General features: G+C 59.4%; 23 protein-coding genes. All 23 read right to left on the minus strand.

Annotation, left to right across the window (positions count from 1 at the left end):
- Window positions 1–116 precede the first annotated feature (116 nt).
- Entirely contained in the window at window positions 117–455 is a 339-nt protein-coding gene (locus tag REA38_RS00995; RefSeq protein WP_234553140.1) for a T6SS amidase immunity protein Tai4 family protein, read from the minus strand.
- 69 nt (window positions 456–524) lie between these two features.
- A complete protein-coding gene (locus REA38_RS01000) occupies window positions 525–878 on the minus strand; it encodes a T6SS amidase immunity protein Tai4 family protein (protein ID WP_308884705.1) in 354 nt (117 codons plus the stop codon).
- 12 nt (window positions 879–890) lie between these two features.
- Window positions 891–1349 carry a T6SS amidase immunity protein Tai4 family protein gene (locus REA38_RS01005; protein WP_033653617.1) on the minus strand — a complete coding sequence of 153 codons (459 nt, stop codon included), beginning with the start codon at window positions 1347–1349 and terminating at the stop codon, window positions 891–893.
- Window positions 1346–1849 carry a type VI secretion system amidase effector protein Tae4 gene (locus REA38_RS01010; RefSeq protein ID WP_308884615.1) on the minus strand — a complete coding sequence of 168 codons (504 nt, stop codon included), beginning with the start codon at window positions 1847–1849 and terminating at the stop codon, window positions 1346–1348. The genes REA38_RS01005 and REA38_RS01010 overlap by 4 nt, the downstream gene beginning before the upstream one ends.
- A gap of 49 nt (window positions 1850–1898) precedes the next feature.
- Complete coding sequence (locus REA38_RS01015; RefSeq protein ID WP_004961372.1) at window positions 1899–2381, minus strand: type VI secretion system tube protein Hcp; 483 nt, start codon at window positions 2379–2381, stop codon at window positions 1899–1901.
- A 299-nt stretch (window positions 2382–2680) separates the two neighbouring features.
- A complete protein-coding gene (locus REA38_RS01020) occupies window positions 2681–3172 on the minus strand; it encodes a T6SS effector amidase Tae4 family protein (protein ID WP_041035661.1) in 492 nt (163 codons plus the stop codon).
- Window positions 3169–3552 (minus strand): Rap1a/Tai family immunity protein, encoded by a 384-nt coding sequence (locus REA38_RS01025; protein WP_025303292.1) that lies wholly within the window; start codon window positions 3550–3552, stop codon window positions 3169–3171. The genes REA38_RS01020 and REA38_RS01025 overlap by 4 nt, the downstream gene beginning before the upstream one ends.
- Before the next feature lie 67 nt (window positions 3553–3619).
- The gene (gene tssC / locus REA38_RS01030; RefSeq protein WP_016927259.1) at window positions 3620–5125 is read right to left on the minus strand and encodes a type VI secretion system contractile sheath large subunit; all 1506 of its coding nucleotides are present in this window, start codon (window positions 5123–5125) and stop codon (window positions 3620–3622) included.
- Window positions 5126–5128: 3 nt separating this feature from the next.
- Window positions 5129–5665 carry a type VI secretion system contractile sheath small subunit gene (gene tssB / locus REA38_RS01035; RefSeq protein ID WP_033635026.1) on the minus strand — a complete coding sequence of 179 codons (537 nt, stop codon included), beginning with the start codon at window positions 5663–5665 and terminating at the stop codon, window positions 5129–5131.
- A 121-nt stretch (window positions 5666–5786) separates the two neighbouring features.
- Window positions 5787–6818 (minus strand): type VI secretion system protein TssA, encoded by a 1032-nt coding sequence (gene tssA / locus REA38_RS01040; RefSeq protein ID WP_060423725.1) that lies wholly within the window; start codon window positions 6816–6818, stop codon window positions 5787–5789.
- A gap of 23 nt (window positions 6819–6841) precedes the next feature.
- Window positions 6842–7561 carry a type VI secretion system-associated protein TagF gene (gene tagF, locus REA38_RS01045; protein WP_033647808.1) on the minus strand — a complete coding sequence of 240 codons (720 nt, stop codon included), beginning with the start codon at window positions 7559–7561 and terminating at the stop codon, window positions 6842–6844.
- 18 nt (window positions 7562–7579) lie between these two features.
- Window positions 7580–11215, minus strand: a complete 3636-nt coding sequence (tssM, locus tag REA38_RS01050) for a type VI secretion system membrane subunit TssM (protein ID WP_308884630.1) — start codon at window positions 11213–11215, stop codon at window positions 7580–7582.
- Window positions 11215–12417 (minus strand): DotU family type VI secretion system protein, encoded by a 1203-nt coding sequence (locus tag REA38_RS01055; protein ID WP_049272050.1) that lies wholly within the window; start codon window positions 12415–12417, stop codon window positions 11215–11217. Before REA38_RS01055 ends, tssM begins: the two co-directional genes overlap by 1 nt.
- 21 nt (window positions 12418–12438) lie before the next feature.
- On the minus strand, window positions 12439–13785 hold the full coding sequence (gene tssK, locus REA38_RS01060; RefSeq protein ID WP_033638522.1) for a type VI secretion system baseplate subunit TssK: 1347 nt from the start codon (window positions 13783–13785) through the stop codon (window positions 12439–12441).
- 40 nt (window positions 13786–13825) lie between these two features.
- Window positions 13826–14356, minus strand: a complete 531-nt coding sequence (gene tssJ, locus REA38_RS01065) for a type VI secretion system lipoprotein TssJ (RefSeq protein ID WP_050595943.1) — start codon at window positions 14354–14356, stop codon at window positions 13826–13828.
- A gap of 29 nt (window positions 14357–14385) precedes the next feature.
- The gene (gene tagV / locus REA38_RS01070; protein ID WP_308884633.1) at window positions 14386–14886 is read right to left on the minus strand and encodes a type VI secretion system accessory protein TagV; all 501 of its coding nucleotides are present in this window, start codon (window positions 14884–14886) and stop codon (window positions 14386–14388) included.
- 44 nt (window positions 14887–14930) lie between these two features.
- The gene (locus REA38_RS01075; protein ID WP_004934933.1) at window positions 14931–15323 is read right to left on the minus strand and encodes a DUF4150 domain-containing protein; all 393 of its coding nucleotides are present in this window, start codon (window positions 15321–15323) and stop codon (window positions 14931–14933) included.
- Between the two features lie 16 nt (window positions 15324–15339).
- A complete protein-coding gene (locus REA38_RS01080) occupies window positions 15340–15975 on the minus strand; it encodes a DUF3540 domain-containing protein (protein WP_161724666.1) in 636 nt (211 codons plus the stop codon).
- A 30-nt stretch (window positions 15976–16005) separates the two neighbouring features.
- A complete protein-coding gene (locus tag REA38_RS01085) occupies window positions 16006–17073 on the minus strand; it encodes a pentapeptide repeat-containing protein (RefSeq protein ID WP_060437796.1) in 1068 nt (355 codons plus the stop codon).
- Entirely contained in the window at window positions 17070–19622 is a 2553-nt protein-coding gene (locus REA38_RS01090; protein WP_308884634.1) for a DUF2169 domain-containing protein, read from the minus strand. Before REA38_RS01090 ends, REA38_RS01085 begins: the two co-directional genes overlap by 4 nt.
- A gap of 170 nt (window positions 19623–19792) precedes the next feature.
- Window positions 19793–20293, minus strand: a complete 501-nt coding sequence (locus REA38_RS01095) for a hypothetical protein (RefSeq protein WP_049194648.1) — start codon at window positions 20291–20293, stop codon at window positions 19793–19795.
- Between the two features lie 101 nt (window positions 20294–20394).
- Window positions 20395–20784, minus strand: coding sequence for a DUF3592 domain-containing protein (locus REA38_RS01100; RefSeq protein ID WP_033647801.1), 390 nt, complete (start codon window positions 20782–20784; stop codon window positions 20395–20397).
- Between the two features lie 10 nt (window positions 20785–20794).
- On the minus strand, window positions 20795–23134 hold the full coding sequence (locus tag REA38_RS01105) for a type VI secretion system tip protein TssI/VgrG (RefSeq protein WP_308884638.1): 2340 nt from the start codon (window positions 23132–23134) through the stop codon (window positions 20795–20797).
- Window positions 23135–23455: the final 321 nt, after the last annotated feature.

Genomic DNA, 23455 nt, shown 5'->3' on the forward strand with positions numbered 1-23455 from the left:
CTTGTTGTGGTCTTAATTTTACGAAATGCTTTTGTTATTAATTGAAGGCTTGTTGATTAGAGAATTGAAATTAGATTTCTTGATTATCCCAAGGTAACTACCCTCTTATAACTAATTTACTGATTAGAGTAGCGAGAAAAGATGACGTTAGCTTCACTGGCGCTCTGCAGTGAAAGACAATCTAAAGTATGGTAAGTCCCTTGAACTGAGCCTTGGCTATTTTTATTTGCGTACTGTTCAGCCAGTTTTTCACCTTGTTCAAATGCATCCATCGGCAGTTTACTCAATTCTAAATAGGCGGAAGCGGAACGGAAGGCGTCTTGTTTGGTTCTTTCTGAGTCAGTGGATTTCCCAATGCAGCGGCTGGTTAACCAATTTTTATATAGTGCCTCTTGCGATAAAGCATTGAGCGAGTTTTCAGCAAGGGCTACATGGCTTCCGAGCAGCAGAGACATTAAAAAGTGCGTGTATCTTCTCATCCGAGATAACCTTTGATATGAGCCGTCGTTTGAGCAACTCTGATATCAGTTGTCGTCTTTCCCTTGGTACTTCTTGATGATGGCTTGCAACGCTTGGCTATGTACAAGATCGATGCACTTTGCCATCGTCATCGGCTCCCGAGACATGCTGTCATAGGGCTTTGCCAGAAATTCTTTTGCCAGCGCCCTGACAGCTGTATGCGCTTCCAGAGAATAATCGCCGAACTCCATGTAACCCCTGGCGGCAGCGGCGGCATCGTTTTTGACTTCTTTCGCTGAGTACCCCTCGGCGATACAAACGCTAAGCGCGTAGTTTTTGAGGTACTCGGCAGGGGAGTAGTCAATTTTTGTCGCTGCATTAGCGTTCAACGTTGCGGCGATGGCCACAGTCAGTAAGATTCTTTTCACTGATTATTTCCGAGGAGGATTTTCATTTATTCTATCCGGATTGTCTTTCACCCAATTATCATTAGGGCGCTGAACATAGTCTTTCGCAAGTTTGTCAAGATCTTTACTATGGTACATATCCATGCACTTCATTAAGTCTAAGCGGCTTTTCCCATCCTTAGCATTGTAATTCTTTTGCAAGTACTGCTTTGTCAGCGCAATGATAGGGGATTCTTCATCACGAATTGCATAGTATGACCACGCATCGATTCCATTCGATGAGGCAATTGCATCTTTGCTGGCTTCTGGTGATGTCTTATAAGCGACTGAAATGCAGTAGGTTAGAGCGATATCTTTATAGTTTTGCAAATAGTTTCTGTATGCTGCCTGCGGTGGCCACTTTTCAATAGGTTCTTCTTGATTTTTCTGTGCTATAGCACAAGTGGCATATAGACAAAAAAAGGAGATAAGGATTTTTTTCATCTCAATACCCAAAAGTTAGCGTAATTTGTTGTATAGCGAGCTTCTGGTTCATTGAAATAACAATGATCATAACAATCGCCGTTCCCATTCCAGAGCGTAGCATGTCCTTCGGCATCGCTCCAACCTGCAATTTCAAACAATATGATCCCCTTCTTTCCTGCTAATTCACCACCACCTGGAGGAGGGAACTTGACTCGAAGGTCGGGTTTGCCCCAGATCTTTGTCAAATAAGCGATAAGATCTTTAACTCTAAAAAAATACCATTGACGATCGGCACCTGATACGGTCTGATCTTTTACATAAGGAATGGGAAAGCCAGATTTATTCAAGATGTAGCTCATGCGTACAGCGCAGGTGTTTTCCCACTTTCCATTAGGCGCAATATTCATGGCTACACGCCCACCGATAATCTCGGCAACATTCTGAGCTGAATATTGCGCGTTATATATTTTAGTGCTTGCAGCCCATGCGGCTGAAAAAATGGGGCGGTTATTATTCATTGTTATTTCCCTATATTAGACCCCCGGCCGTAACCGGGGGGCATACAAATTAAGCTTCGCGGTTTTCCTTGATGTTCCAACCTGCGCTGCTTTCGGCGCCTTTGCCGCCTTTGTCGCTCTGCTCCCAGTATTGCTGTTTCACTTTGGCCGCCTGGAACGAGTAGGTGACGCCCACGGTGTCTTCGCCGCCTGCGCCGGTGTACTGCACGGCGGTGACCAGCACGTCGTCCAGGGTGATTTTAACGTACTCAACCTGAGTACCGCCCGCCTTGCAGACAGACAACTCAACCTTGGTCAGGTGCTTACCGCTGGAGCAGTGCTTCAGCAGCGCCGGGGTTGACTTGTCGACCAGCGCGTTAACGTGTAGATCGTTGAAGCACACTTTACCGGCGCCACCGCCGCCGCCAACGCCCATATTGCCCGGTTGAGAAGCGCCCCAGGAGAAAGAAGTAATGTCGGTCCAGCCTTTGTGATTCGAATCTTTAGATTCGCCGCTGGCACCTTCAACTTTCAGGAACATATCAATAGCCATAGTTTCTTCACTCTTTATTAAGGGTTAACAGTAGTATTAACGTTACGTTGAAAAACTCAGGTAATAGCAGCAGGAATTGCAAGTGTGGTAATGCATTACCAATTTATATCCTTGTGCCATGCACCTTATTAAATACCGAAAACTATCGGTACGGGTTACCGAGCCACTATTAAGTGCTAATGGCTCAATGCTTAATTATTTCGCGTTGTCTGGGTTCAATGTATGTTCTGGTTTTTTTTCGATCTGCAAGCATGCAGTTAAACCAAACCTCATGCATTTACTGACAAGCCGATGGAACACTAGCTTAATTCCCAAAACCAGACTTCTTTGCAGTTAAAATAGCAATGGGAATGGCAGGTCAATAGCGAGTTTTCTGGTTCGATCAGATCAATGTGTCCGCCATCATAGTTGGTTATTTTATTGAAGAACACGACGCCTTTTTTATTGCCGATACCCTTCTCTGCATCTGGAGCATTAAAGAAAATTTTGGCTTTGCCAAAACTACTGGAGCGATGCAACTGATCGGCCAGCAGTTTGGCTCCGGGTTCAATCGTTTTACCCTTATAGGCGCCTTTTTTGATTGGCAGGCGGCCTTTGAAGCTTATGCCGGCTTTCAACAGCGCCAGGCTCATGCGGACGGCACAGGTATTGGCATAACCAGGGTTTTGCTTTAGAAGCGCATCAAGCTCATAACCAATCTCAGCGTAAACGGCTTCTGCGGCCAAATATCCCGAGCTAGAGTAATCAGAGGAGTAATGGCTGCTTTTTAGCTGACGATATAAAGGTTTCATGCTTTGCCTCCTTTGCACGGGAAGCGAGTTGCAAGAGCCTCTTCAATCAGGGGGGCAGCCCTTTCGTGCAGGCGCGCAGCGGGAAGTTTATTAAAGAATTCGAACACAAACTCCTGCAGAGTGACGGTTTGTAGCTGGCTGTATTGGCACCAGCTTTTGCCTTCCGTCGCGTCCAACACGCCCAGCAAATAAATCCGCGCTTTCTCTTTTTCCTGTTTATCTGCACTGCGATAGAAACGGAAAAAGTCACTGCCCGGCAGATTGACATCATCGGACGTCAAATGTGCTATCGATGTCTGCTCTGCGAAAGCTGGCGGCGCGGCGGAGAGCGAGCAGACGACCGCCAACAGCGATGCCAGATAAAACCGTTTTGTCTTCATCTTTCTTTCCCTGTGATGAGGTTGATGTATCAGCCAGGCCGCACTATCGCGGCCTGACTTCAGCCCATCAGGACGCGTCGTTTTGCTTCAGCGAAGGCAGCTTCGACACCAGGCGCAGGGAGACGGTCAGGCCTTCCAGCTGGTAGTGCGGGCGCAGGAAGAACTTGGCGCTGTAATAGCCCGGGTTGTCTTCGATCTCTTCCACCTGCACTTCCGCCGCGGCCAGCGGTTTGCGCGACTTGGTTTCCTGCGAGGAGTTGGCCGGATCGCCGTCCACGTAGTTCATGATCCAGTCGTTCAGCCAGCGTTCCATGTCGTCGCGCTCGCGGAAGGAGCCAATTTTGTCGCGCACGATGCACTTCAGGTAATGCGCGAAGCGGCAGCAGGCGAACAGGTACGGCAGGCGCGCGGAAAGCTGGGCGTTGGCGGAGGCGTCGGCATCGTAGTATTCCGCCGGCTTCTGCAGCGACTGCGCGCCGATAAAGGCGGCGAAGTCGGAGTTTTTGCGGTGCACCAGCGGCATAAAGCCGTTTTTGGCCAGCTCGGCTTCGCGGCGATCGCTGATGGCGATCTCGGTCGGGCACTTCATGTCCACGCCGCCGTCGTCGCTCGGGAAGGTGTGGCACGGCAGGTTTTCCACCGCGCCGCCGGATTCCACCCCGCGAATGGCGGTGCACCAGCCGAACTCTTTGAACGAACGGTTGATGTTGGCGGCCATGGCGTAGGCGGCGTTGGTCCAGGTGTAGTTGCCGTGGGTCGCGCCGTCGGTGTCTTCTTCGAAGTCAAACTCGTCCACCGGGTTGGTGCGGATGCCGTACGGCAGGCGCGCCAGGAAGCGCGGCATCACCAGGCCCAGGTAGCGCGCGTCTTCCGACTCGCGCAGGCTGCGCCAGGCGGCGTACTCGGTGTTCTGGAAAATCTTGGTCAGATCGCGCGGGTTGGAGAGCTCCTGCCAGGACTCCATCTGCATCACGCTTGGCGCGGTGCCGGCGATGAACGGGCAGTGCGAGGCGGCGCCGATCTTGGCCATTTCGCCCAGCAGCTCCACGTCCTGCGGGCTGTGATCGAAGTAGTAGTCGCCCACCAGGCAGCCGAACGGTTCGCCGCCGAACTGGCCATACTCTTCTTCGTAGACTTTCTTGAAGATCGGGCTCTGGTCCCAGCCCACGCCTTTATAACGCTTCAGCGTGCGGCCCAGCTCCTGCTTGGAAATGCTCATGAAGCGGATCTTCAGCATCTCGTCGGTTTCGGAGTTGTTGACCAGATAATGCAGGCCGTGCCAGGCGCCTTCCAGCTTCTGGAAGTCGTCGTGGTGAATGATCTGGTTGATCTGCTGCGACAGCTTTTCGTCGATTTCCGCGATCAGCGCCTGGATGGTGCGGTAGGCGTCGGAAGAAACGGTGACGGTGTTTTCCAGCGCCTGCTGCGCCAGGGTTTTCACCGCGTTCTCGACCGCTTCTTTGGCCTGATCGGTCTTCGGCCGGAACTCTTTGTTCAGCAGCGCGCTGAATTCATCGCTGGAAAAAGTCTCGGTGGTCTGCAACGCATTTTGTTGCTGAGGCGAGTTGCTCATCGATTAATCCTCACGCTCGTTGTTTTCGTCGTTAACCGCCGGCTTCGGCGCGTCGGTCAGGGATTGCAGCAGCGCCGGATTTTGCAGGATCTTGGAGATCAGCTCTTCGGCGCCATTCTTGCCGTCCATGTAGGACAGCAGGTTGGAAAGCTGGGTGCGGGCGTCCAGCAGATTGTCCAGCGCGTCGACCTTGCGGGCGATGGCGGCGGGGGAGAAGTCTTCCATGCTTTCGAAGGTCAGATCGATGTTCAGCTTGCCTTCGCCGGTCAGGGTGTTGTCGACCTGATAAGCGACGCGTGGCTTCAGCGATTTCATGCGCTCGTCGAAGTTGTCGACGTCGATCTCCATGAACTTGCGCTCTTCCACGCTGGCTTGCGGATCGACCGCTTTCCCCACCAGATCCGCCATCACGCCCATCACGAACGGCAGCTGGATTTTGCGCTCTGCGCCATAAATTTCGACATCGTATTCAATCTGTACGCGCGGCGCGCGGTTGCGGGCGATGAATTTCTGCCCGCTGCGGGATTTCGAGTTTGACATGATTTACTCCATCTAATGGCGATTGGGAACGCGCCTCGTCCGGCTGGGAGAGTCAGGTTCTGATTCGGGTCTGCGCAGGGGCAGACGGTATCGGATGCGTCAAGAGAACAAAGGTCGGCGGCTAGCTGTTCTCCTCGTTGTCGGGGCGACCGAGAATGGTCTCCAGTTGGTTAAGCCCATCGGGCGCCAAATCGCGGACGATTTGCATAAAGTCCAGCGTAATCAACCGCTGAACCCGATCGATCATCAGCGGCGCCGGGTGGCTCGGCTCATGAAGACGAAAATAGTTTTTCACCTTGTCCAGCATCAGCTGGGCGTCGTCGCGCGACTGGATCTGCGCGCTGCGCCAGTTGAGCGGGGCGGTGGCGCTCTGCACGGCGGCGGGTGGCTGCACGGCGGCGGCTTCCGGCGGGGCGTCGGGTTCGGCGGCGGCCGGGGCCTCGCTCTGGCCGGCGAGTGCCACCAGCGAAAAGACCTTGGTGAGCGCGCTCATTTCCGGCAGCGCGCTTTCCCCCAGATGACGGGTCACTTCGCCGCGAATGGCGCTCAGGGTGTTGGCGATGCGCGCCACCAGGGCGCCTTCGGGGCGATCCTGTTGCGCCAGCTCATCCTGCAGCCGTGCGCGGCCGCCGGGAAAGTTGGGGCACTCCTGCTTGCTGCCGTCGAGCAGGGCGCCGGCATCGCGCAGCGAGATTTCACCGGCGGCGCTTTTCAGCAGCGGCGCGGCGCGCACGCTGGCGGCCAGCGCGGCTTTGTCGCCAAGGTCGGCCAGCGCGTTGATGCGAAACAGTGGGTCGGCCTCGCCGTCGAACTCCAGCGGCGGCTGCAGGGCGTCCCAGTAACGGGCCATCGACTGGTGGATCAGCGTCAGCCCGTCGGCGTAGCCCGGCAACCCGCGCAGCTGGGTCCAGGCGCGGGTGAGATACAACATGACGCGCAGGTCTTTAGTGCGCGCCAGCAGCGAGGTCGCGAGGCGTTCGACCTGCACCCAATCCGGCGCTTCTTCCGGGATGATGGTGCTGCCGAACTGTTGTTCGGCCTTGCCGGTGGCGGCTTGTTCCATTGCCAGAAAGTCGGCGTCGTATTCCAGGTTGTCGCCGCAGGGGTTGTCCGCGTCGACCGGTGCCAGCAGGGTATCGGTGTCGATAGCCATAAAATTTCCTTCAACGAGCGATGTTAATCAAACATTTGCGGGTACTGGCCGCCGCGGCCGGGGCGCGCCCAGCCGTTGGGCTCGAACAGCAGTGAAAACAGCTGCACGGTGAGGTTGCCGCTGTGCACGTGGGTGTAGAGCGGGTGTCCGTCGGCCTGATTGGTCCACCAGAAACTGGTGTACTGCGCCGGGTCGAAACAGTCGGCGGCCTGTTGCCAGCCGAGGCCCGGTACGTCCGGATGCTGGAAACCGATAATCGACAATATCTCGGAATCCGCTTCCGCCGGCGGGCTGGGCAGCGCCGGGATCGCCTGCAACGTACGGTCGATCTGCTCGGCGGAGAAACCGTTGCGCACGCCGTTCAGCAGGGTATAACCGAGCTGTTGGTACCAGCTCGCCGCCATGTTCAGCTGTTGCGGCCGCCAATCCTGTTGGCTGAACAGGCGCAGCGCGCAGATCGGGTAGCGTCGCCCGACGCGATCGCGCGCCGGCAACAGGCAGCCCATCTGCACGTACGGGCTGCCGAGCGTGGCGGGGATCACGAAGTTCCACACCGGTGCGTTGCTGAACGGGTGGCCGTTCGGCCCCTGCGCATCGCGCTGCAAATTCACCAGCCCGTTATGGAACCAGTGGGCCCAGTTGTTGACCACCGGATCGGGCAGGCGGCGTTGCAGGAAGTCGCCGGCGGAAGGGAGTTTGCCGTACCAGCCGATGCTCGTCGGGGCGCTTGAATCAGTGCTCATGGTCATGTCCTTTCGGGGCTACGGGCACGAGAAGGCCGGCAGTTGGAACGGATTGCGAATGCTGTTGGGCGTGAACTCCAGCGTGACGCGGTGGCCGTCAAGATTGAAGGTCGCCTGGCGGCCGAGGCCGCCGGTGCCCGAAGACTGCGCCATATCCACCAGGCGGTTCAGCGCCCACGGCCCGCTGGTCACCAGGCTGGCGGTGGTGCCGTTGGCCAGCGCCAGCTGCAGATGCACCTGGTTGGTATTGCGGGTGCCCGGCCAGCTGACCACCAGCGGCACCTGCGGGCCGTGGCTGTATTTGAACAGCTGCCCGTCGATATCCAGCGTCAGGTTGAGAATGTCGTTATCCATCCGCACCGGCCGCACGGTCACGCGATAAGAGGGCGTCGCGGTGCCGTTGGCGAAAAAGGCGTCGCGGATGCGCTGCGCCTGCTGGAACGACCGCAGGATGCCCTCGCCGCCGGGCAGCGTCTTGCCGTCCACGCCGGGGGTAAAGCGCCAGTTGGCGCGGGTGGTGTCGACCTTGCCCTGCAGGTTGTCGCGGAAGAAGCTGTCCATCAGCCCGCTGTTCGGCGCGAACATGCGCGCCAGATCGTCCGGCGTCACTTCCTGGCGCGCCCGGGCCACCAGCGGATAACGGCCGGCGATCGCCTGGCGGCAGAAACTGCCGACCTCGAAGCTGATGCGCTTTTTCACGTTCTCCATCTCTTTGCGCTGGGTGTCGCTGCTGGCGCCGATCGCCAGCGACAGCAGCATCTGTTTGAACGGCACCGGCAAGCGGCCGGATTCGGCCTGCAGACGCGGGATGATGTCGCTCGGTGGCGCCGACATGCCGCTGTTGGCCGCGCCCTGAACCGCCGTCAGATAGCTGTACAGCTCATCGACCTGCTTGAGCACGCTGTCGAAAGGGATCGCCTTATTGCCTTCGCCCTGGCTTTGCGCCAGCTCCAGCAGCGGCGCGAAGTGCGCCATCACCAGCTGTTCCGGCTGGGCGGATACGTCGCCGTCGGCGTTGGCCGGCCGGTTGGTGAACAGCGCTTCCAGCGTGCGGTTGGCGTTTTGATTCAGTCTGTCTTCGGTTTTGGCCAGCAGCGAGCGGGAGTCGGCGTCGCTTTTCTCGTCGCGCAGGGTGACGTTTTTGCTGACGTTGACCAGCAGGTTACGCATCGGCGACGGGGTGCCGGACAGCAGGCGTGCGCTGCTGATGCGCTGGGTCAGGTTGCCGATGTTGGCCAGCTGGATATCCCCCAGCAGCTCATCCCAGGCGCTGATGAAGTCCTGCATGTACAGCTGGCGAATGGTTTTGGTCAAATCAGCGCTCTTCTGCTCCGGCGTCTGGCTGTTCAACACCCAGACGTCTTCCTTGCGCAGGGTGTCGGTCACCGGATCGATGTTGTCGTTGAACGCTTTCCAATACCCCTGCGAGGTAAACAGGCCCGGCACGCCGTCGGTCACCGGTTTGCCGCTTTTGCGGCTGAACGCCAGCTCGGTCTGCGGGCCGGCCAAATCGACCAGGCTGACCGGCTTGATGTCGGTCTGCTTCAGCAGCAGGCGCTTGAGGCGGCCGTAGACGCGCTGCGACAGCGGCGCCCGGTTGATGGCGGCCTGCGCCTGCGCCACCAGCGGGTCGTCTTTGGCGTAAGGCGAGGCCTGGATCTGCGCATCCAGCAGCTGGCCCAGATGCCATTCGATCTGCTGCAGCTGTTTCTGGGTGCTGCCCTGCGGCAGGTTGCGCTGCAGGTTGAGCATCACCCAGGCGCGCAGGAATTTGCCGTCGTACTGCTTCGGCAAATACAGCATCTGGTAGGCTTTCAGTGCTTCGTAGCTGAAGTCCGCATCGCCGTGGTTGTCGTTGCGCAGCGTGGTGGCGATCTGTTGCGCCACCTGCGGCAGCAGCAGCTCTTTCAGCGCTTTTTGGTACAGCGCATTGCCGGCGTCGCTCACCTGATCGCCGCGGAACAGCCCCATGCGGTAGGTGAACGGCGGATCGTCCAGCGAAAAGTTTTGGCTGTCCGGCAGGTGCAGCAGGCTGTTGAGGAACGGCAGCAGCGAGAACATGTCGCCGTTGCCCAACTGCGTCAGGTTTTGCCCCTGGCGCTCGACGCCGGGCACTTTGGCGGCCACTTCCGCCAGATAGGCCTTGTTGTTGCCGTAGCTGGTGAACCAGAGCATCGCCAGCACCGCCAGGATCACCGCCAGCGCGATGTAACCCGCCCAGTGCAGGGCGCGGTTGCGGTATTCCCACCAGCGGTTGCTGCCCGCCAGCCCGGATTCCTGGAAGACCACCGATTCCAGCGTCTCTTTCAGGAAGAAGCTTTGGCCCTTGGCCGCCGGGATTGGCGCTTCCTGACCCACGCTGTCCCAGGCCGCGTTGGCCTGCGCCCCTGAGTTTGCCGTCGGCAGCTGCAGATAGCGGTTCAGCTCGCCCATCACCCGGTCGAACGGCAGGCCTTCCTGCGTGCCGCTGGTGAAATAGATGCCGCGCGGGGTAAAGCGGGTTTCAAAACTGGAGGTGGCGAACACCTGCTCCAGGTATTGGCCGAGCAGCGGGCGCAGCGCGGCGAACTCCTGCGGGAACAGGTAGCTTTCGGCGCGCTGGCGCGCGTCGTGCTCCATCAGCAGCGTATCAGGCAGCGCCGCGTCCAGCCGCTGTTGCAGCAGGGCGTATTGCTGTTCGAAAGCGGCGTTCAGGTTGAAGTCCGGCTGCCGCGAGCGCTCGTAAGGGAAGGTGAACCCCCAGATCTGGTCGCGCTGTGCTTTGTCGAAGCTGCCGAAGTAGGCCATAAAGCCGTTGAGCAGGTCGGTTTTGGTGACCAGCACATAGACCGGGAAGTGAATGCCCAGCTGTTCGTGCAGTTCGATCAGGCGTTTGCGCAGCGCGCTGGCCTGGGCGGCGCGCGCTTCGGCGCTGTCGCTCAGCAGATCGGCGACGCTGATGGTCACCATCACGCCGTTGATCGGCTGGCGGGTGCGGTATTTTTTCAGCAGCGCGACGAAGCTTTGCCACTCGCCGGCGTCTTCTTCGCGCTGGCTTTCCTGCGTGGTGTAGCGGCCGGCGGTGTCGAGCAGCACGGCGTCGTTGGTAAACCACCAGTCGCAGTTGCGGGTGCCGCCCACGCCGCGCAGCGCGGATTTGCCGAAGCGATCCGCCAGCGGGAAGTGCAGGCCGGAGTTGACCAGCGCGGTGGTCTTGCCGGCGCCGGGCGCGCCGATGATCACATACCACGGCAGCTGGTACAGGTATTGGCGGCTGAAACGGGTCATCCAGCGGTGTTTGCCGTCGCCCTGGCCCGGTGTGAAGCGCGCCTTTTTCAGCAGCTGCGCCGCTTCGTCGAAGCGCTGCGCCAACTGATCGTCTTGTTTGACCTCGGGCTTGCCGTCTTCCGCCGGCACCGCTTCGGCGGCGCGCAGGTTGCTCAGCAGGCGGCTGTTGAACCAGGCGCTGTAGAGGCGCGGGATCAGGCGGCACAGGAACCAGATCAGGTAGATAACGCCGATGGCGATCTGGCGGTTGAGTTCCGGCTCCAGCGGGCGATAGTCGCCGATGGCCACCAGCGGGCCGATCATCCAGATGATGAACGCCAGCGCGGTGATGCCGACAAAGCCCCACAGCAGGCGGCTGGTGATGATGGAGAATAACGTACTGAGCATTACTTTCCGGTTCCTTGCGGCAAGCCGTTGATTTCCGCCTGGGTATTTTCCGGGGCGACCAACAGCGTAATTTCTACCCGGCGGTTCAACGCGCGGTTCACTTTGTTATCGTTCGGCGCGACGGGGTTGCTTTCGCCGCGGCCCTCGGCCTTGACCCGCTGCGGGTTGGCGAGGTGCTTTTGCAACCGGGCGCTGACCGCTTCGGCGCGCGCCAGCGACAGCTCCCAGTTGGAGGCGAAACGGGCGCTGCGGATCGGCACGTTGTCGCTGTAGCCGGTGACCAGGATTTTGCCGCTGACGCCGTTCATGGCGGCGGCGATGCGGTCGATAACCGGAATATAGTTGGCGCGCACCGTGGTGGCGGCGGAGTCGAACAGCCCGTCGCCTTTGAGGATCACCACGCTTTGCTGCGCTTCGTCGCGCACCACCACCAGCCCTTCGGCGATCTCTTTGCGCAGGAAGCTTTTCAGGCTCAGCGTCGGCGGCGCGGCCGGCGCCGGGTTACCGATCGCCACCTGCGGCAGATTGGTTTGGTAAATCGCCGCCAGCACCGGGCTGGTGTTGTCGCCCAGCCGCCAGTTGAGGGCGATGAACAGCAGCGAAGCCAGGAAGCCGGTCAGCGCCACGCAGGCCCACAGCGGCACCAGCGGGCGCCACAGTTTCTGCTGTACCGGCAGATCCAGCGCATGGGGCGACAGCGGCGGGGCATAGCCGCCGCGCACCGACCGGATCAGCTGCAGCAGGCGCTGTTTCATGGTTTCCAGCTGCGAGCGGCCGTTTTCCATCACCCGATAGCGGCCTTCAAAGCCCAGCAGCAGGCAATAATTGATCAGCTCCAGCAGGTTGATGTGCTCGCGCGGGCTTTGCGACAGCTTGGCCAGCAGCTGGAAGAATTTCTCGCCGCCCCAGGTTTCGTTATGGAAGGTCACCAGCAGCCCGCTGCCGGACCACACGCTGTTGCTGCCCCACGGGGTCAGCGCCGCCGCTTCATCCAGCGCGGTGCACAGGCAATAACGCGCGCCGATGATCACCTCGTACGGCAGGTTGGCGCGTTGGCCGCGGATCTCGAAGCGGCGCATTTCGTCGATCAGCTGTTGGCGCAGCTGCGCCGGGTTGGCGTGCGTGGCCGACTGGCGGATCTGCGAAATGGCGTTCAGCAGCGGGTTGGCGGCGTCCACCAGCGGGTTGGCCGCCGGCGCCATGCTATTTTCCTGAGTCATAGGTTACCGGTCCGTATGGCTGCGAATCGCCCAAAATTCCATGTCCAGCCCCGGGAATTCGCCCGCCAGGTGCAGGGCGAAGGCGCTGGATTTTTCCATCTGTTTCCACAGGTCGCCGCCTTTTTCCAGCTCGAAGTAGGTGTAGCCGGCGTGATAGGGGATCTGGCGCGGCGCGGCGGGCATGGTGCGCAAACCGATGCCCGGCAGCTGCAGCTGCACCAAATCGCGGATGCGCGTGACCGGGGCGATCTTCATCTGCGCCGGGAAATGGGTCAGCAACACCTCGGCGGCCACGTCGGCGCGCACCGCCAGCACGAAGCCGAAGTCGCGCATCATTTTGGCGTCCTGCACGGTGGCGACGTTCAGCCCGTGGGAGCGTTCGACCAGCGTCAGCTGAATAGCGTTGTCTTCCAGCACCACCGACAGCCCCTGGCGCAGCAACAGCATCAGCTTGCCGAAGCACAGCGCCAGGTTGTCGTGGTCATACACCGGCAGACGGCCTTCCGGGGTGCGCTGCGCCGAGAAGCTGGCGAGCTCGGTGGCGAACTGCAGCCAATCGGCGAACAGGCGCTCCGGGTGCAGATGGTCGAGGTGGTAGGCGTGGCTCACCTGGCCGAGGTGGCGGTTGATCAGCTGCAGCAGCATGAAATCAACCATTTCGGAACTGCCGCCGCGGCCCGGCTGCAGCAGGCGCTGGCTCATCTGCTGGCTGCGCTGTTGCAGCAGGCCCTGCAGATCGTTGATGAAGGTTTTCAGTACCGGGTTGCCCTGGCAGTTCAGCATCGGTGGGATCTGCGCGGTATCGAGGCGCAGGCTGTTGTCGCCGCGTTTTTCCAGCACGCGGGTCACGCCGAGCGCCGTCCATTCGGCGTTGAGCTCGCTCTCCAGCATCAGCCGCAGGCGCAGGCGGCCAAACTGCAGCGCCGCGCTGCCCACCGAGACGGCGTTGAGATCGTCGACTTCATTCTCGTAAGCCAGATAGCGCGCCAGCGCCTCCGGGCTTTCCTGAAAGATCACGTCTTCACGCCCCGCGCGGTAGGTCGGCAGGGCCAGCACCACGTTTTCGCCGGTCTTGTTTTCGGCGATGGTCAGCGGCGCGGGCGCCTGCTGGGCGCCGGCGAAGCGAAACGGCGTGCCGTCCGGCATGATGCCGCTGGCGGCGTTGAGGGCAATCTTGCCCTGGCGCAGCAGCGTTTGGTCCAGATCCAGGGTGAGGAAACCCCAGAAACAGCCGCTGTGGGCCTGGCCCCAGTTGCGCATATAGCCTTCGAGATAGTTTTCCGCCTGCTGGAAATGGTGGGGGCGCAAAAACATCCCCTCCGTCCAGACAACCTTATGAGCATCTTTCATCATCACACCTATAGTTACTTCGCTTCAGCGCAGCGGTAGGTCAGTCGACCTTTTTTACGGGGCGCAGGCCACTCACGCCCGCGACGATATGCGCTTCCAGCTCATCCGGCGAGAATTGCCATACCTTGTAGAAATTGGTTTCGGTGGGTTCCGGCAGCGGCAGTGAAAGGCGCCAGGTTTTGCCGTCCAGATTTTGATATTCGGCGATCACGCCGATGTAGCGCGCATCCAACGCGCTTTGCCCACCGAGTTTTTTGCCGCTCTGGCCCGGCGTCAGGAAGAACTGATCGCTGTCCAGCAGGCTGTTGCCGAGCACGCTTTTGGCGTCGTTTTGCAGACTGAAGAAGTCGGCATCCATGAATTCCGCATCCGAACGCAGCAGCAGCACGCGAATTTTTATCGGCGCCGGTTGCGCGCCGGCGGCGGCGTTGACCTGGCGATCGGCATCGAACACCAGGCTGTAACGCGACGGCACGCTTTTGGCGGAAGACATGCAGCCGCCGAGCGCCAGTGCGCCCAGCAGTAGAAAAAGCATCCCGCACCAGCGGGAAGCGATAGGGGTCGTCATCATGGGAATCTCGTCGCCCGCAGGCGTGCTGACTACTGGAGGATCCAGGTGGCTGAGCCGGCGTTTTTACACGCCTTGCTGTCGCCGCCGACTTTGACGCAGTCCTGTTTGGCGGAGCGCGCGCGGCGCGGCAGATCTTTGCGCAGCGTCGATTTGTAGCGCGCTTCCGGTACGCCGGCGTTGGCCTGGATGTAACCCATCAGGTCGCCGCCCCGGATGGCGGAGATCGCCAGCCAGTTGTTTTCCACTTCGCCCAGCGCGTAGAACGCGGCGGCGTTGTCCAGGCTGCCGACGGCGGTGCCGGTATAATTCGGGCTGCTCATGATGCTGGCGGCGTACAGGCTGCGGTACTCCTCACCGATCGGCTTGAACTGTTGCGGCGCGCTCACCGCGGCGCGGTGCTTTAGCGTGACGCCGTTGACCTCACTGCTGACGATGGCGTCGTTATTGAGCGCCGGCGGCGGTGGCGGCGGCGTGGAACAACCGGCAAGCGTCAGGGCGGTCAGCAGCGTCAGGGTAATCCGTGTTTTCACAATGTCCTCTTCTTGTTTAATGGCTGTGTAATAGGGCGCCGTCATCAGGGCGCAAGCAGCAACACTTTTAATTGGCTCGGCACGATGCGCATGCCGAGCGCGTTGGTGGAATTCTGCAGGCTGAGGCTGGTCAGCCGGGTGGCCGGGGTGCCTTTGAGCAGCACGGTAAAGGCGCCGGTCAGGTGGCGGGACGGCCCCATCACCGTCCCGGAGGCGACGCCGGTGGCCACGCCGGGGTTGTCGCCGTTGGTCAGCGGCGTCACCGTCGCCATGTTGTGCGCCGGGGTGCCGACGAACAGAATGTTGAACGCGTTCGGAATGGCGGTCGGCGCCAGGGCGATATCCGGGTAGGGCACCGGCACCGGCGCCGGGCTTGGCGTCAGACAGACGTCGGGAAACGCCAGGTCCACGCCGATCATTTGGCTGTTGGCAAACATAAAAGGCCTCCGCAGGTTATCCGACGTGGATTTGTTCCGAATCCAGCTTGGTGATGTCTTTTGAAGTAATGAGCGTGTTGCGGGCATGAATGCGGGCGTAATCTTCCGCCTGGTAATCCAGCTGCCCGGCGCGCACGTGCTCGGTCTGGCGCACTTTGCGGAACAGCGAATGGCTGATCTGGCTGACCGAATGCCACAGCGACTCGCAGCGTTTGCCGACCAGGCGGCTGATGCTGACGAAGGCCGACAGCTCTTCGCCGCTGTATTTCATCTTGTCGACCTGGCAGTCGCCGCTGTTCGCCTGCAGCGTCATGGCGTCGCCGCTCAGTTTCAGCGCCTGCGCGCCGTGCAGCGACAGCGAGCCGTTTGGCGTTTCGATATGCAGATCGCCCGCAACGCTCAGCCGCGCCGCGCTTTGCGGTTCCGCACGTTCGAGGACGGCGATCGCCCACAGCTGGTGGCCGCAGCCGGCGACCAGCACGCTATCGCCGAGGGCCGGCGTCAGCAGGCAGCTCGCCGCCCGGCGGCAATGCCAGCCGCGGCCTTCGCACTCCACCACCAGACTGCCGTCCGGCAACAGGTTGACGACCTGGCCGGCGGCCTGCTGGGGCGGTGCGATGTTGACGGCGCGGGTTGTGTTGGCAACGCTCATGGTGATCCCCTCGTGAAGTGGTCAATGCATTCAGATTCGGCTCTGGCGCTGTGCGCTCCAGGTTTCGGCGGCGTACAGCTCTTCGTCGCGCTCGAGAATTCCGCTGCGATCGCCCCAGCGCGTTTGCTGCTGATGGGCGCGGTGCATGCGGGTGCGCATAAAGCGCGCGCGGCGGAAATCGGCGGCGCCGATGTCGGCATAACAGAAGTCGGCGTAGGTCAGGTCGCTGTCGCTGAAATCACAGCGCGCCGCGCGGCTGTGCTGGAATACGCATTGATACAGGCGCGCCTGGCTGAAGCTGGCGGCGTCCAACGTCGCTTCGCTGAAGATCGCCTGATCGAACTGCCCGCCGCGGCACTGCGCGTGGGTCAGATTGGCCTCCAGCCACAGTGACTGCTGCGCCTGCACGCTCGCCAGGTTGGCGCGCCGCAGCGAAGCGCCCTTGAAGTTGCTTTGACGCAGCGTCGCCTGGCTGAAATCGACGTCGTCCAGTTGGTTATCGGTAAACTGGCAGGCGATCAGGCGCTGCCCGGCGTAACTTTTGCCGCGGTGGTCACATTCGAAAAACGTGACGCGGTCGAAATCTGCCCCTTCAAACCTTGTGTCACGGAGATTTAATCGGAAGAACGTGACAAGAGATAACCGCGCCTGATTCAACGCAGCGCCGTCGAGCGGGCTTTCGTAAAAGGTGGTGCGATCGTGCTGAGTGGCGGAAAAATTCGCGCCGGCCAATTGGCATGACATCCAGTGGCTTTGGTTGAGCGCCAGCCGGCTGAAGTCGCCCTGTTCAAGCCGGCAGTCGTTGAACATCGTCAGTTCGATATGGCTCTCGCTGAAGCGGCCGCCCGACATGGCGCACTGGTTGAAGGCCGTTTGCTTCAGGTTCGCCCGTGCAAATTGCGCCTGTTCGAGCCGGCAATTGCTGAAGACGCTGTCGCGCAGATCGCAATCGGAGAAGTTCACGCCGTTCAGGTTCAGTTCGTTGAACATGCCGCCGGCCAAATCCATACCGGCGAATGACAGGCCGTGCAAATCCTCACCGGCAATCAGCTCGCCGCGTTTCACGCGCTGGCGTATTTGCTCTGGCTTTGAGGTCATACTTCCTTCCCGTTGTGGCGAGGCAATGTTTTCACCCTGGCGGTATAGGCGCCCTCGAGCCGGGTCGCCTGATCCACTTGCGACTGCGACAGGTCGGCCCGGAACAGATTGGCGCCCTGCAGGTCGGCGCCCGACAGCACGCATTTTTGCAGGATCGCCGCAATGAAATTGGCGTCGCGCAGGTTGGCGCGAGACAGATCGCTGCGAATGAACAGGCTGCCGCTGCCGTTGGCCTGACGGAAATCGGCGTCGTTCAACCGGGTTTCCGACAGGTCGCAATTATTGAGACGTGCACGGCTGAAATTGGCCCGCTGCAACGGCATCTGGCGTAAATTGCACTGGTTTAGCGTCGCGTCGCTGAAATCCGCCTGCGGCAGCAGCGTCTTTGCCGCGAAGGCGCAGGCCGTGAGGCGTGCGGCGCGGAAACTGAGGCTTTGCGTCTCGGTATCAACCCAGGCGCAGCTTTCAAGCCGCGCCCGATCGAAGTTCACCGCCTGCAAGCGGCATTTGACGAAGCTGACTTTTTCGAGCCGGGCGTGGCTGAATGTCAGCTGCTCCAGTTGCAGCTCCATCAGCGTAATGTTGGCCAGCGTGGCGCGGCTGAAATCACACTGCCCGAGCAAGGTTTCGTATCCCAGCAAATCGCGTAATGAGGCCATCGTGAAATCGCAGCGTTGAAACAACGTTTGCTGAATGTTGGTTTCGTTCAGCTGCGCGCCGCCGAAATCCGTCGCTTCGCATTTCGCCAGGGCCAAAGAGGCGTGGCTCAGATCGGCCTGCTGCAAGACGGCACCGCTGAGATCGGCGCGCGCCAGCATCGCCTCGCGAAGGTCGCAACCCACCAGTTGGGTTTGGCGCAGATTGGCGTTTTCCAGCAAAGCGCCGCGCAAGTTAGCCTGGCAGAGATCCATGCCGGACAGATCGGCGCCGGTGAGATCAAGACCGCTGAGATCCTTATCGCGCAGCATGGCGGCGGTGACGCGTTGGCGAATGATTTGCGCCAGATCGCCGCTTAAACGCAGCGCAGGGCTTTGCGCCTGTGCCGACATTAAATACATTTGGTGCAGCGCGCGCTCGCTTTCCCCCAGCTGTTTTTCGCTGAACGCGTCGGGATGCCGGCGCGCCTCCTGGAACAGCAGATCGCGCTGCTGCTGGTAGCTTTCCGCACCGGATGGCGGCACGTGATCCCCACCGGGATTGCGCGGATCGATACCCTCGGCTTGCGCCAGCTTGAGCATGTCCTGATACTGCGCCTCGGCCTGGCTTTCCAGACGCTCGACGAATTCGGCAAGCTCGTCCAGCTTCGGCGGCGCGTCTTGCGACGGCAGCGGGAACAGTTCATCGATGTCCTGGCCTTCACGCAGCAGGCGCTGGCGGTGCTCTTCGCGCTGCCGGTGCTCGTAGGCGGCGATATTTTCCGCCATCGGGCTTTGCTGCGTCGGCGTTTCCGTATCCAGCCAGGCGCCGATGCACGCTTCCGGCAACAACTCTTGCTCACGAAACGCGTGCAGAGCCCCCCGTTCCTTATCCAGCCGCTGGGTCAACACCTGCCGATAATGCGCGGTGGAGCGGGGCTCGCCTTCGATTTCCAAAGCCGGCATCAGCTGCATTACGTCGGCGGCATCGTCTTCATTGATGCGTGTGCTGCCCTGATAAATCAGCAGCATCTGTTCCCGATGGGGGAAGAACCAGACGGTGGTGTGGCGCATCGCGATTTCTTCGAAATGCGTTTCGTCGCCGCGCAGCCGGTTGATGAAACAGCGTGTGCGCCACGGCGGCAAATGACCTTGCTGCACCGGTTCTGAAGGGTGCATGTTCCAAATTCGATAGGCGGCGCGGGGCGGCAAGCTGTCGCGTTGAGGAAACTGCTGATCGCCTTCCGCCATGTTGAACAGGCGCCAGTCGATATCGTTGGCGAAGCCGGGAAAGCCGTTTTTCAACCAGTCGGCGTCGTAGTTTTTACCGATGCGGGAGAAGCGGCGCGGCCAGGTGATATCCAACGCGTCAAAGCTTGCCGGTTGCGCGCTTTGCCGAGGAGACGCGAGGCGCCCCTGCAGCGGTTCAATATTGGGTAGGCGATGGATACGGCCCTGCGGAAATGTTTCTGGAGTGGCGCCGATGCCGTGCGGATTATCGGCGAACTGGGTGCCGCCGTAAGCCCGGCGCCAGTCCAGACGCATTTCTGCAAAAGGGAGGGGAGTGGAGGGACGATCGTTGATCCAATGGCGATCGCCGAAAACCACCAGCGTTTTTTCCAGCGAATCCAGCTGGATCTTTACGGCGCAAGCGGTTTTGTCTTGTTGATGGTGGGTGTAGGCGTTACCGGTGGCGAGAAACTCCGCGCAGGCTTTGGGGATAGCCAAATCGAGCACGCCGCCGCTCAGCGTGAGTTCTTCGGCGGCCAACTGCCACAGCTCCGGTTCGGGGCGCAGGCGCGGGGAAGCCCCCATATCGGCCAAGGCCAAAACGGAAACGCCCAGATGGTTTTGCCCTTGCCAAGAGAAGGGGCGATGAAGCGCGCTGAGGCGCAGAGGTTTTACGACTTTCATTGTGTGTGTAAAGCTTCCTGTGGATATCAGCTGGCAGCCAGGCTGCTGCTCAAAAACAATCCGTTTTTCGGTTTAATAGATATCAGGCTATGTCACAACAGATGAAGAAAACGATGTGGCGTTCAGCGCCGATCGTTAATGCGGGGAGGGCCCCGCTTCGAAAGGGATGATCAAGAGGACAGTGCGCCGTCCTTCCCGTTTATTCCGCGAGCCAACAGCACGGCGGCGACGGACAATGCCGCAGCGATCGCCTTGGCGATAAATTGGCCGGCGCTCTCCAGGTGATAGGGGGCAAAAAATTCGACGTCGGCGGTGCCCAGAATCAGCAGCGCGGCGAGCGCCGCAAAACAGGGCAGCTCTATCGCCAGCGCCAGTCTGCCGGTGGGCGCCGCACCCAGGTAACCCATCAAAAAGCCGGGCAAAATCAGGAACCCGATCAATTCTGCGGGGGCATTCACCGCAGACATCACCTGCTGGTTGTATTTCAGCAGCGCCAGCATCAGCGCGACAAAGATCAGCAACCGCGCAGGCAACGCGGCCGCTCGGCTGGCCGACAAAAAGGTTTTGCCGATCGCGGCGAGCAAGACGCAGCCAACCAGGATGCCAAAGAAGGTAAACAGGATTTGTCCCCAGAGGCTGTCCTGCGTCGAAAAGGCAATGAACGCGCCCATCGTGACACTTCCTTATGCAAGGTGAGTTAGCGAACCGATGAACGATAAGCCGTTGGCAGAGCGTTGCAATCGGATCGCGTGATTGAAAGGAGCCTTTTCGCTCAAAGCCGGGAAAGCTCTTCGATCACCGCTTTTTTGGGGTTCTTCGGGTCGTACTTGATCGCGGTGAAATGGCCCGGCTGATAACGCGGCAGATCCACGACGCTAATTGGGCCTTTCGCCACGGCCGTATGGTTTTTTCCGTCTTGGGCGATGTATTTGACTTCGACTTCGCAGACCGGCCGATTCCCGTCCCACAGGTTGGTCTGGCGAATGCTGACGATTTGCCCGGAGGCGGAAATACCGTTCTCCATCACGCTGAGGGAAGAACCGATATGTTTGAAATAACCCCAGATATCGACCGTGATGAATTTGAAAAAACCCACCAGGCTGAGGATAGGAGCCAATAAAATCAACCCGATAACGGTGAGAACATTTTTGGCCTTCGACATGGGAGTCCCTTTATAAAAAGATCGCCAGCGCCTTGGTGCTCAACCGTAAGGCGCCGTTGGTCACCAGCGCGCCAAGCTGAGTGAACGTCATGGGATCGTTACTGAGCTTGAAATTGGTTTTGCTGATCGCCAGCGGATTGTGCGAGATATCCAGCATCGTGTGTTTCAGGCTGGCTCCTGTCAACGCAAGATTGGAGCCGTAGAAGGCGAAGTTGGCTCCGGTCGCCACCCATTTCCAACCGTGGCAGTTATCTTTCCAGCTCGGTGTCTGCACCGACACGCCGTCCGCGCTGGTGATGTTGATCGTTTTCGCTTTGATGGTCAGCGTACCGGTGATCGTCGTGCTCTGATCGTTTTTGTAGGTCTCGGTGACATTCCCGGTGACGGTAGCGGTTTGGCCGCCGCCTTTAACCGTCAATTCCTGCCCGCCGGCGGTGATGGTGGTGTGCTGCCCGCCGGAGGTGATGTTGACCGTTTGCCCTTGCTTGATGGTGCTGGTTTGTTGCCCTTCGGTAATGTCGAGGGTCTGATTGCCCTTCACCGTGACGTGTTGGGTCTGCGTAATGTTTTGCGTCTGCGCGCCGTCAAGCTTAAAGGACTGATTGCCGGTGATGTCGATTTTATCGCCGCCGTCGATAATCGTCAGGTCGCGGCCGCCTTTGATGTTCACCGTCTGGTGGGCGTTCAGGTTGGCGGTTTCCAGCCCATCGACGGTGGTGGTGCGTTTCGCTTTGTACAGGAACGTGGCGTTGCCGGTGACGGTGTCGTCCTGCTTGCGGCCGATGGTGGTGGTGCGGCTGCCGTCAATATTGACGTTCTTGTCGTTTTCCACCGTCATGTTCATGTTGCGTTCGGCGTGCATGTCGAAAGATTCGTTGCCGGGCGAGTCTTCCAGGAACAGGAAGCTGGCGTTGTCGGCGCCGCCGCCTTTGCTGCGGCTCATAAAGCCCATTTTGGTGGCGTCGCCGGGCAGATCCCACGGCGGCATGCTGTCTTCGTTGTAAACGCGGCCGGTGATGATAGGGCGATCCGGATCGCCGTTGATAAAGTCGACCACCACTTCTTCGCCCACGCGCGGGATCTGGATCCCGCCGTATTTCCAGCCGGCCCAGGCGCTGGAGACGCGCACCCAGCAGGAACTGGTTTCATTGCCGCTGCCGTGGCGATCCCAACGGAATTTGAGTTTCACCCGGCCATACTTATCGGTCCAGATGCTTTCGCCTTCCGGCCCCACCACTTCGGCAGTTTGCGGGCCGTGGGTTTTCGGCCAGGGCGTGATGCGCGCCGGGCGCCAATTGATGTCCGCCGGAACGACCTGAAATTCGGTACGCTGCTCGCCGACGTCGTTATCATTGCTGGCGTAGCTGTTTTCCTGCATGAAGTAATGCGCGCTGACCACCAGGTAGGCGCGGTTGTCCTCCATACGCGGCGCCTGGATCAGTTGAAAACGGTAGCCGGGCGCAATGCCCTGCGAACTGCCTTCGCCGCTCATCTGCTCGTGCTGCGCTTCGAACTCCTGCTGGCGAACCTTGACGTAAAACTGGCCGTGGGCGTGATCGGTATAACGCCCGGGCCAGTCGAACACCTCGGCTTTGTCCTGCGCGAACGAGGCGGGATTCTGCCGCGCCTCCAGCAACCGCGCGCGCGGCTTGCGAAAATCGTAGTCATCCAGGCTATACAGGCTGGGCGTGATGGCGTCCGAAACGCTCCAGCTGTTGATGCTGTCTTTGTTTTCCACCAGGCCGCCTTCCGCGAGCTGATAGGGAATGCTGGCGTAGCCGGCGAGTTCCTGATGCGCCGACGGCGCGTCAGCCAGCACCAGCGTATGGCCGTCTTGCTGGTGCGTGAAATAGTAATAGATGCCTTCGTGTTCCATCAGGCGACTGATGAAATCGAAATCGCTCTCCTGGTACTGCACGCAGTACCCCCAGATGCGGTAGTCGTAACTCAGGCGATTATCGATTTTCACCTGATACTGCCCCAGCACCTGAGTCAGGATGTCGGGAACGGTCTTTTCCTGGTAGATGCGGAAATCGCGGTTTTGCGTCAGATACCACAGCGTGGGGCGCAGCACGGCGCGGTAGATATAGTAACGGTTGCCGCCGGCTTCCCTTCCGGAGAGGGTCATGCGCGTGATATTGCCGTTGAGATAGCGCGGCGCCAGCGGATTGCCCCGCAGCTCCAACGTGATTTTTTGTCCCAGCAGCGCTTTCAGATCGAGCCGATTGTCGGGGCTGAGCAGCTCGACGTCGAACTCGAACAATCCGGCCAGTTTTTCCTCACCGGAAAGGCTTCTGAACAACAGCTGATGGGAGGGCAAAGGCGTGTGCGCAATGATAAGGCGATCCATACTATTCCCCGCTTTAGGCATAGCTACCGCACGAGAATTGACGCGCGATCCCGATGGCGTATCTGTCACGAATAGAGACAGGAACTGACGAAAGATTTAACAAAGTTTACACAAAGGCACGATTTGTGCAGTCTACAATAGAGCTCTGCATTTGCAAAATAGCCTTGTGGATCAATGCTCAATTCGTTAACTTGCTCACGATCTTGGTTTTAATCATCTAAAACATATACATGCGAGCAGATCATTTTTTATCTCAAATTATTGGATAATTGGTAATACCAAAAAATAAATCTGTAACACTTAAGTCAACATGCTTATAAG

Origin of the sequence: Serratia sp. MF1(2023), from assembly GCF_030954545.1 — a bacterium.
GTDB classification, from domain to species: Bacteria; Pseudomonadota; Gammaproteobacteria; order Enterobacterales; family Enterobacteriaceae; genus Serratia; species Serratia sarumanii.

Excerpts from the sequence above, each read along its gene's own strand:
- REA38_RS01090 (WP_308884634.1), bottom strand. The coding sequence starts at position 19,622 with ATGAAAGTCGTAAAACCTCTGCGCCTCAGCGCGCTTCATCGCCCCTTC.
- tssA (WP_060423725.1), bottom strand. The coding sequence starts at position 6,818 with ATGGCTATCGACACCGATACCCTGCTGGCACCGGTCGACGCGGACAAC.
- tssJ (WP_050595943.1), bottom strand. The coding sequence starts at position 14,356 with ATGATGACGACCCCTATCGCTTCCCGCTGGTGCGGGATGCTTTTTCTA.
- REA38_RS01015 (WP_004961372.1), bottom strand. The coding sequence starts at position 2,381 with ATGGCTATTGATATGTTCCTGAAAGTTGAAGGTGCCAGCGGCGAATCT.
- tssM (WP_308884630.1), bottom strand. The coding sequence starts at position 11,215 with ATGCTCAGTACGTTATTCTCCATCATCACCAGCCGCCTGCTGTGGGGC.
- REA38_RS01010 (WP_308884615.1), bottom strand. The coding sequence starts at position 1,849 with ATGAATAATAACCGCCCCATTTTTTCAGCCGCATGGGCTGCAAGCACT.
- REA38_RS01105 (WP_308884638.1), bottom strand. The coding sequence starts at position 23,134 with ATGGATCGCCTTATCATTGCGCACACGCCTTTGCCCTCCCATCAGCTG.
- REA38_RS01085 (WP_060437796.1), bottom strand. The coding sequence starts at position 17,073 with ATGACCTCAAAGCCAGAGCAAATACGCCAGCGCGTGAAACGCGGCGAG.
- REA38_RS01080 (WP_161724666.1), bottom strand. The coding sequence starts at position 15,975 with ATGAGCGTTGCCAACACAACCCGCGCCGTCAACATCGCACCGCCCCAG.
- REA38_RS01005 (WP_033653617.1), bottom strand. The coding sequence starts at position 1,349 with ATGAAAAAAATCCTTATCTCCTTTTTTTGTCTATATGCCACTTGTGCT.
- tssB (WP_033635026.1), bottom strand. The coding sequence starts at position 5,665 with ATGTCAAACTCGAAATCCCGCAGCGGGCAGAAATTCATCGCCCGCAAC.
- REA38_RS01025 (WP_025303292.1), bottom strand. The coding sequence starts at position 3,552 with ATGAAGACAAAACGGTTTTATCTGGCATCGCTGTTGGCGGTCGTCTGC.
- tssK (WP_033638522.1), bottom strand. The coding sequence starts at position 13,785 with ATGAAAGATGCTCATAAGGTTGTCTGGACGGAGGGGATGTTTTTGCGC.
- REA38_RS00995 (WP_234553140.1), bottom strand. The coding sequence starts at position 455 with ATGTCTCTGCTGCTCGGAAGCCATGTAGCCCTTGCTGAAAACTCGCTC.
- REA38_RS01100 (WP_033647801.1), bottom strand. The coding sequence starts at position 20,784 with ATGTCGAAGGCCAAAAATGTTCTCACCGTTATCGGGTTGATTTTATTG.
- tssC (WP_016927259.1), bottom strand. The coding sequence starts at position 5,125 with ATGAGCAACTCGCCTCAGCAACAAAATGCGTTGCAGACCACCGAGACT.
- REA38_RS01075 (WP_004934933.1), bottom strand. The coding sequence starts at position 15,323 with ATGTTTGCCAACAGCCAAATGATCGGCGTGGACCTGGCGTTTCCCGAC.
- REA38_RS01020 (WP_041035661.1), bottom strand. The coding sequence starts at position 3,172 with ATGAAACCTTTATATCGTCAGCTAAAAAGCAGCCATTACTCCTCTGAT.
- tagF (WP_033647808.1), bottom strand. The coding sequence starts at position 7,561 with ATGAGCACTGATTCAAGCGCCCCGACGAGCATCGGCTGGTACGGCAAA.
- REA38_RS01095 (WP_049194648.1), bottom strand. The coding sequence starts at position 20,293 with ATGGGCGCGTTCATTGCCTTTTCGACGCAGGACAGCCTCTGGGGACAA.
- REA38_RS01055 (WP_049272050.1), bottom strand. The coding sequence starts at position 12,417 with ATGGCGCCGGCGGCCAACCCGCTGGTGGACGCCGCCAACCCGCTGCTG.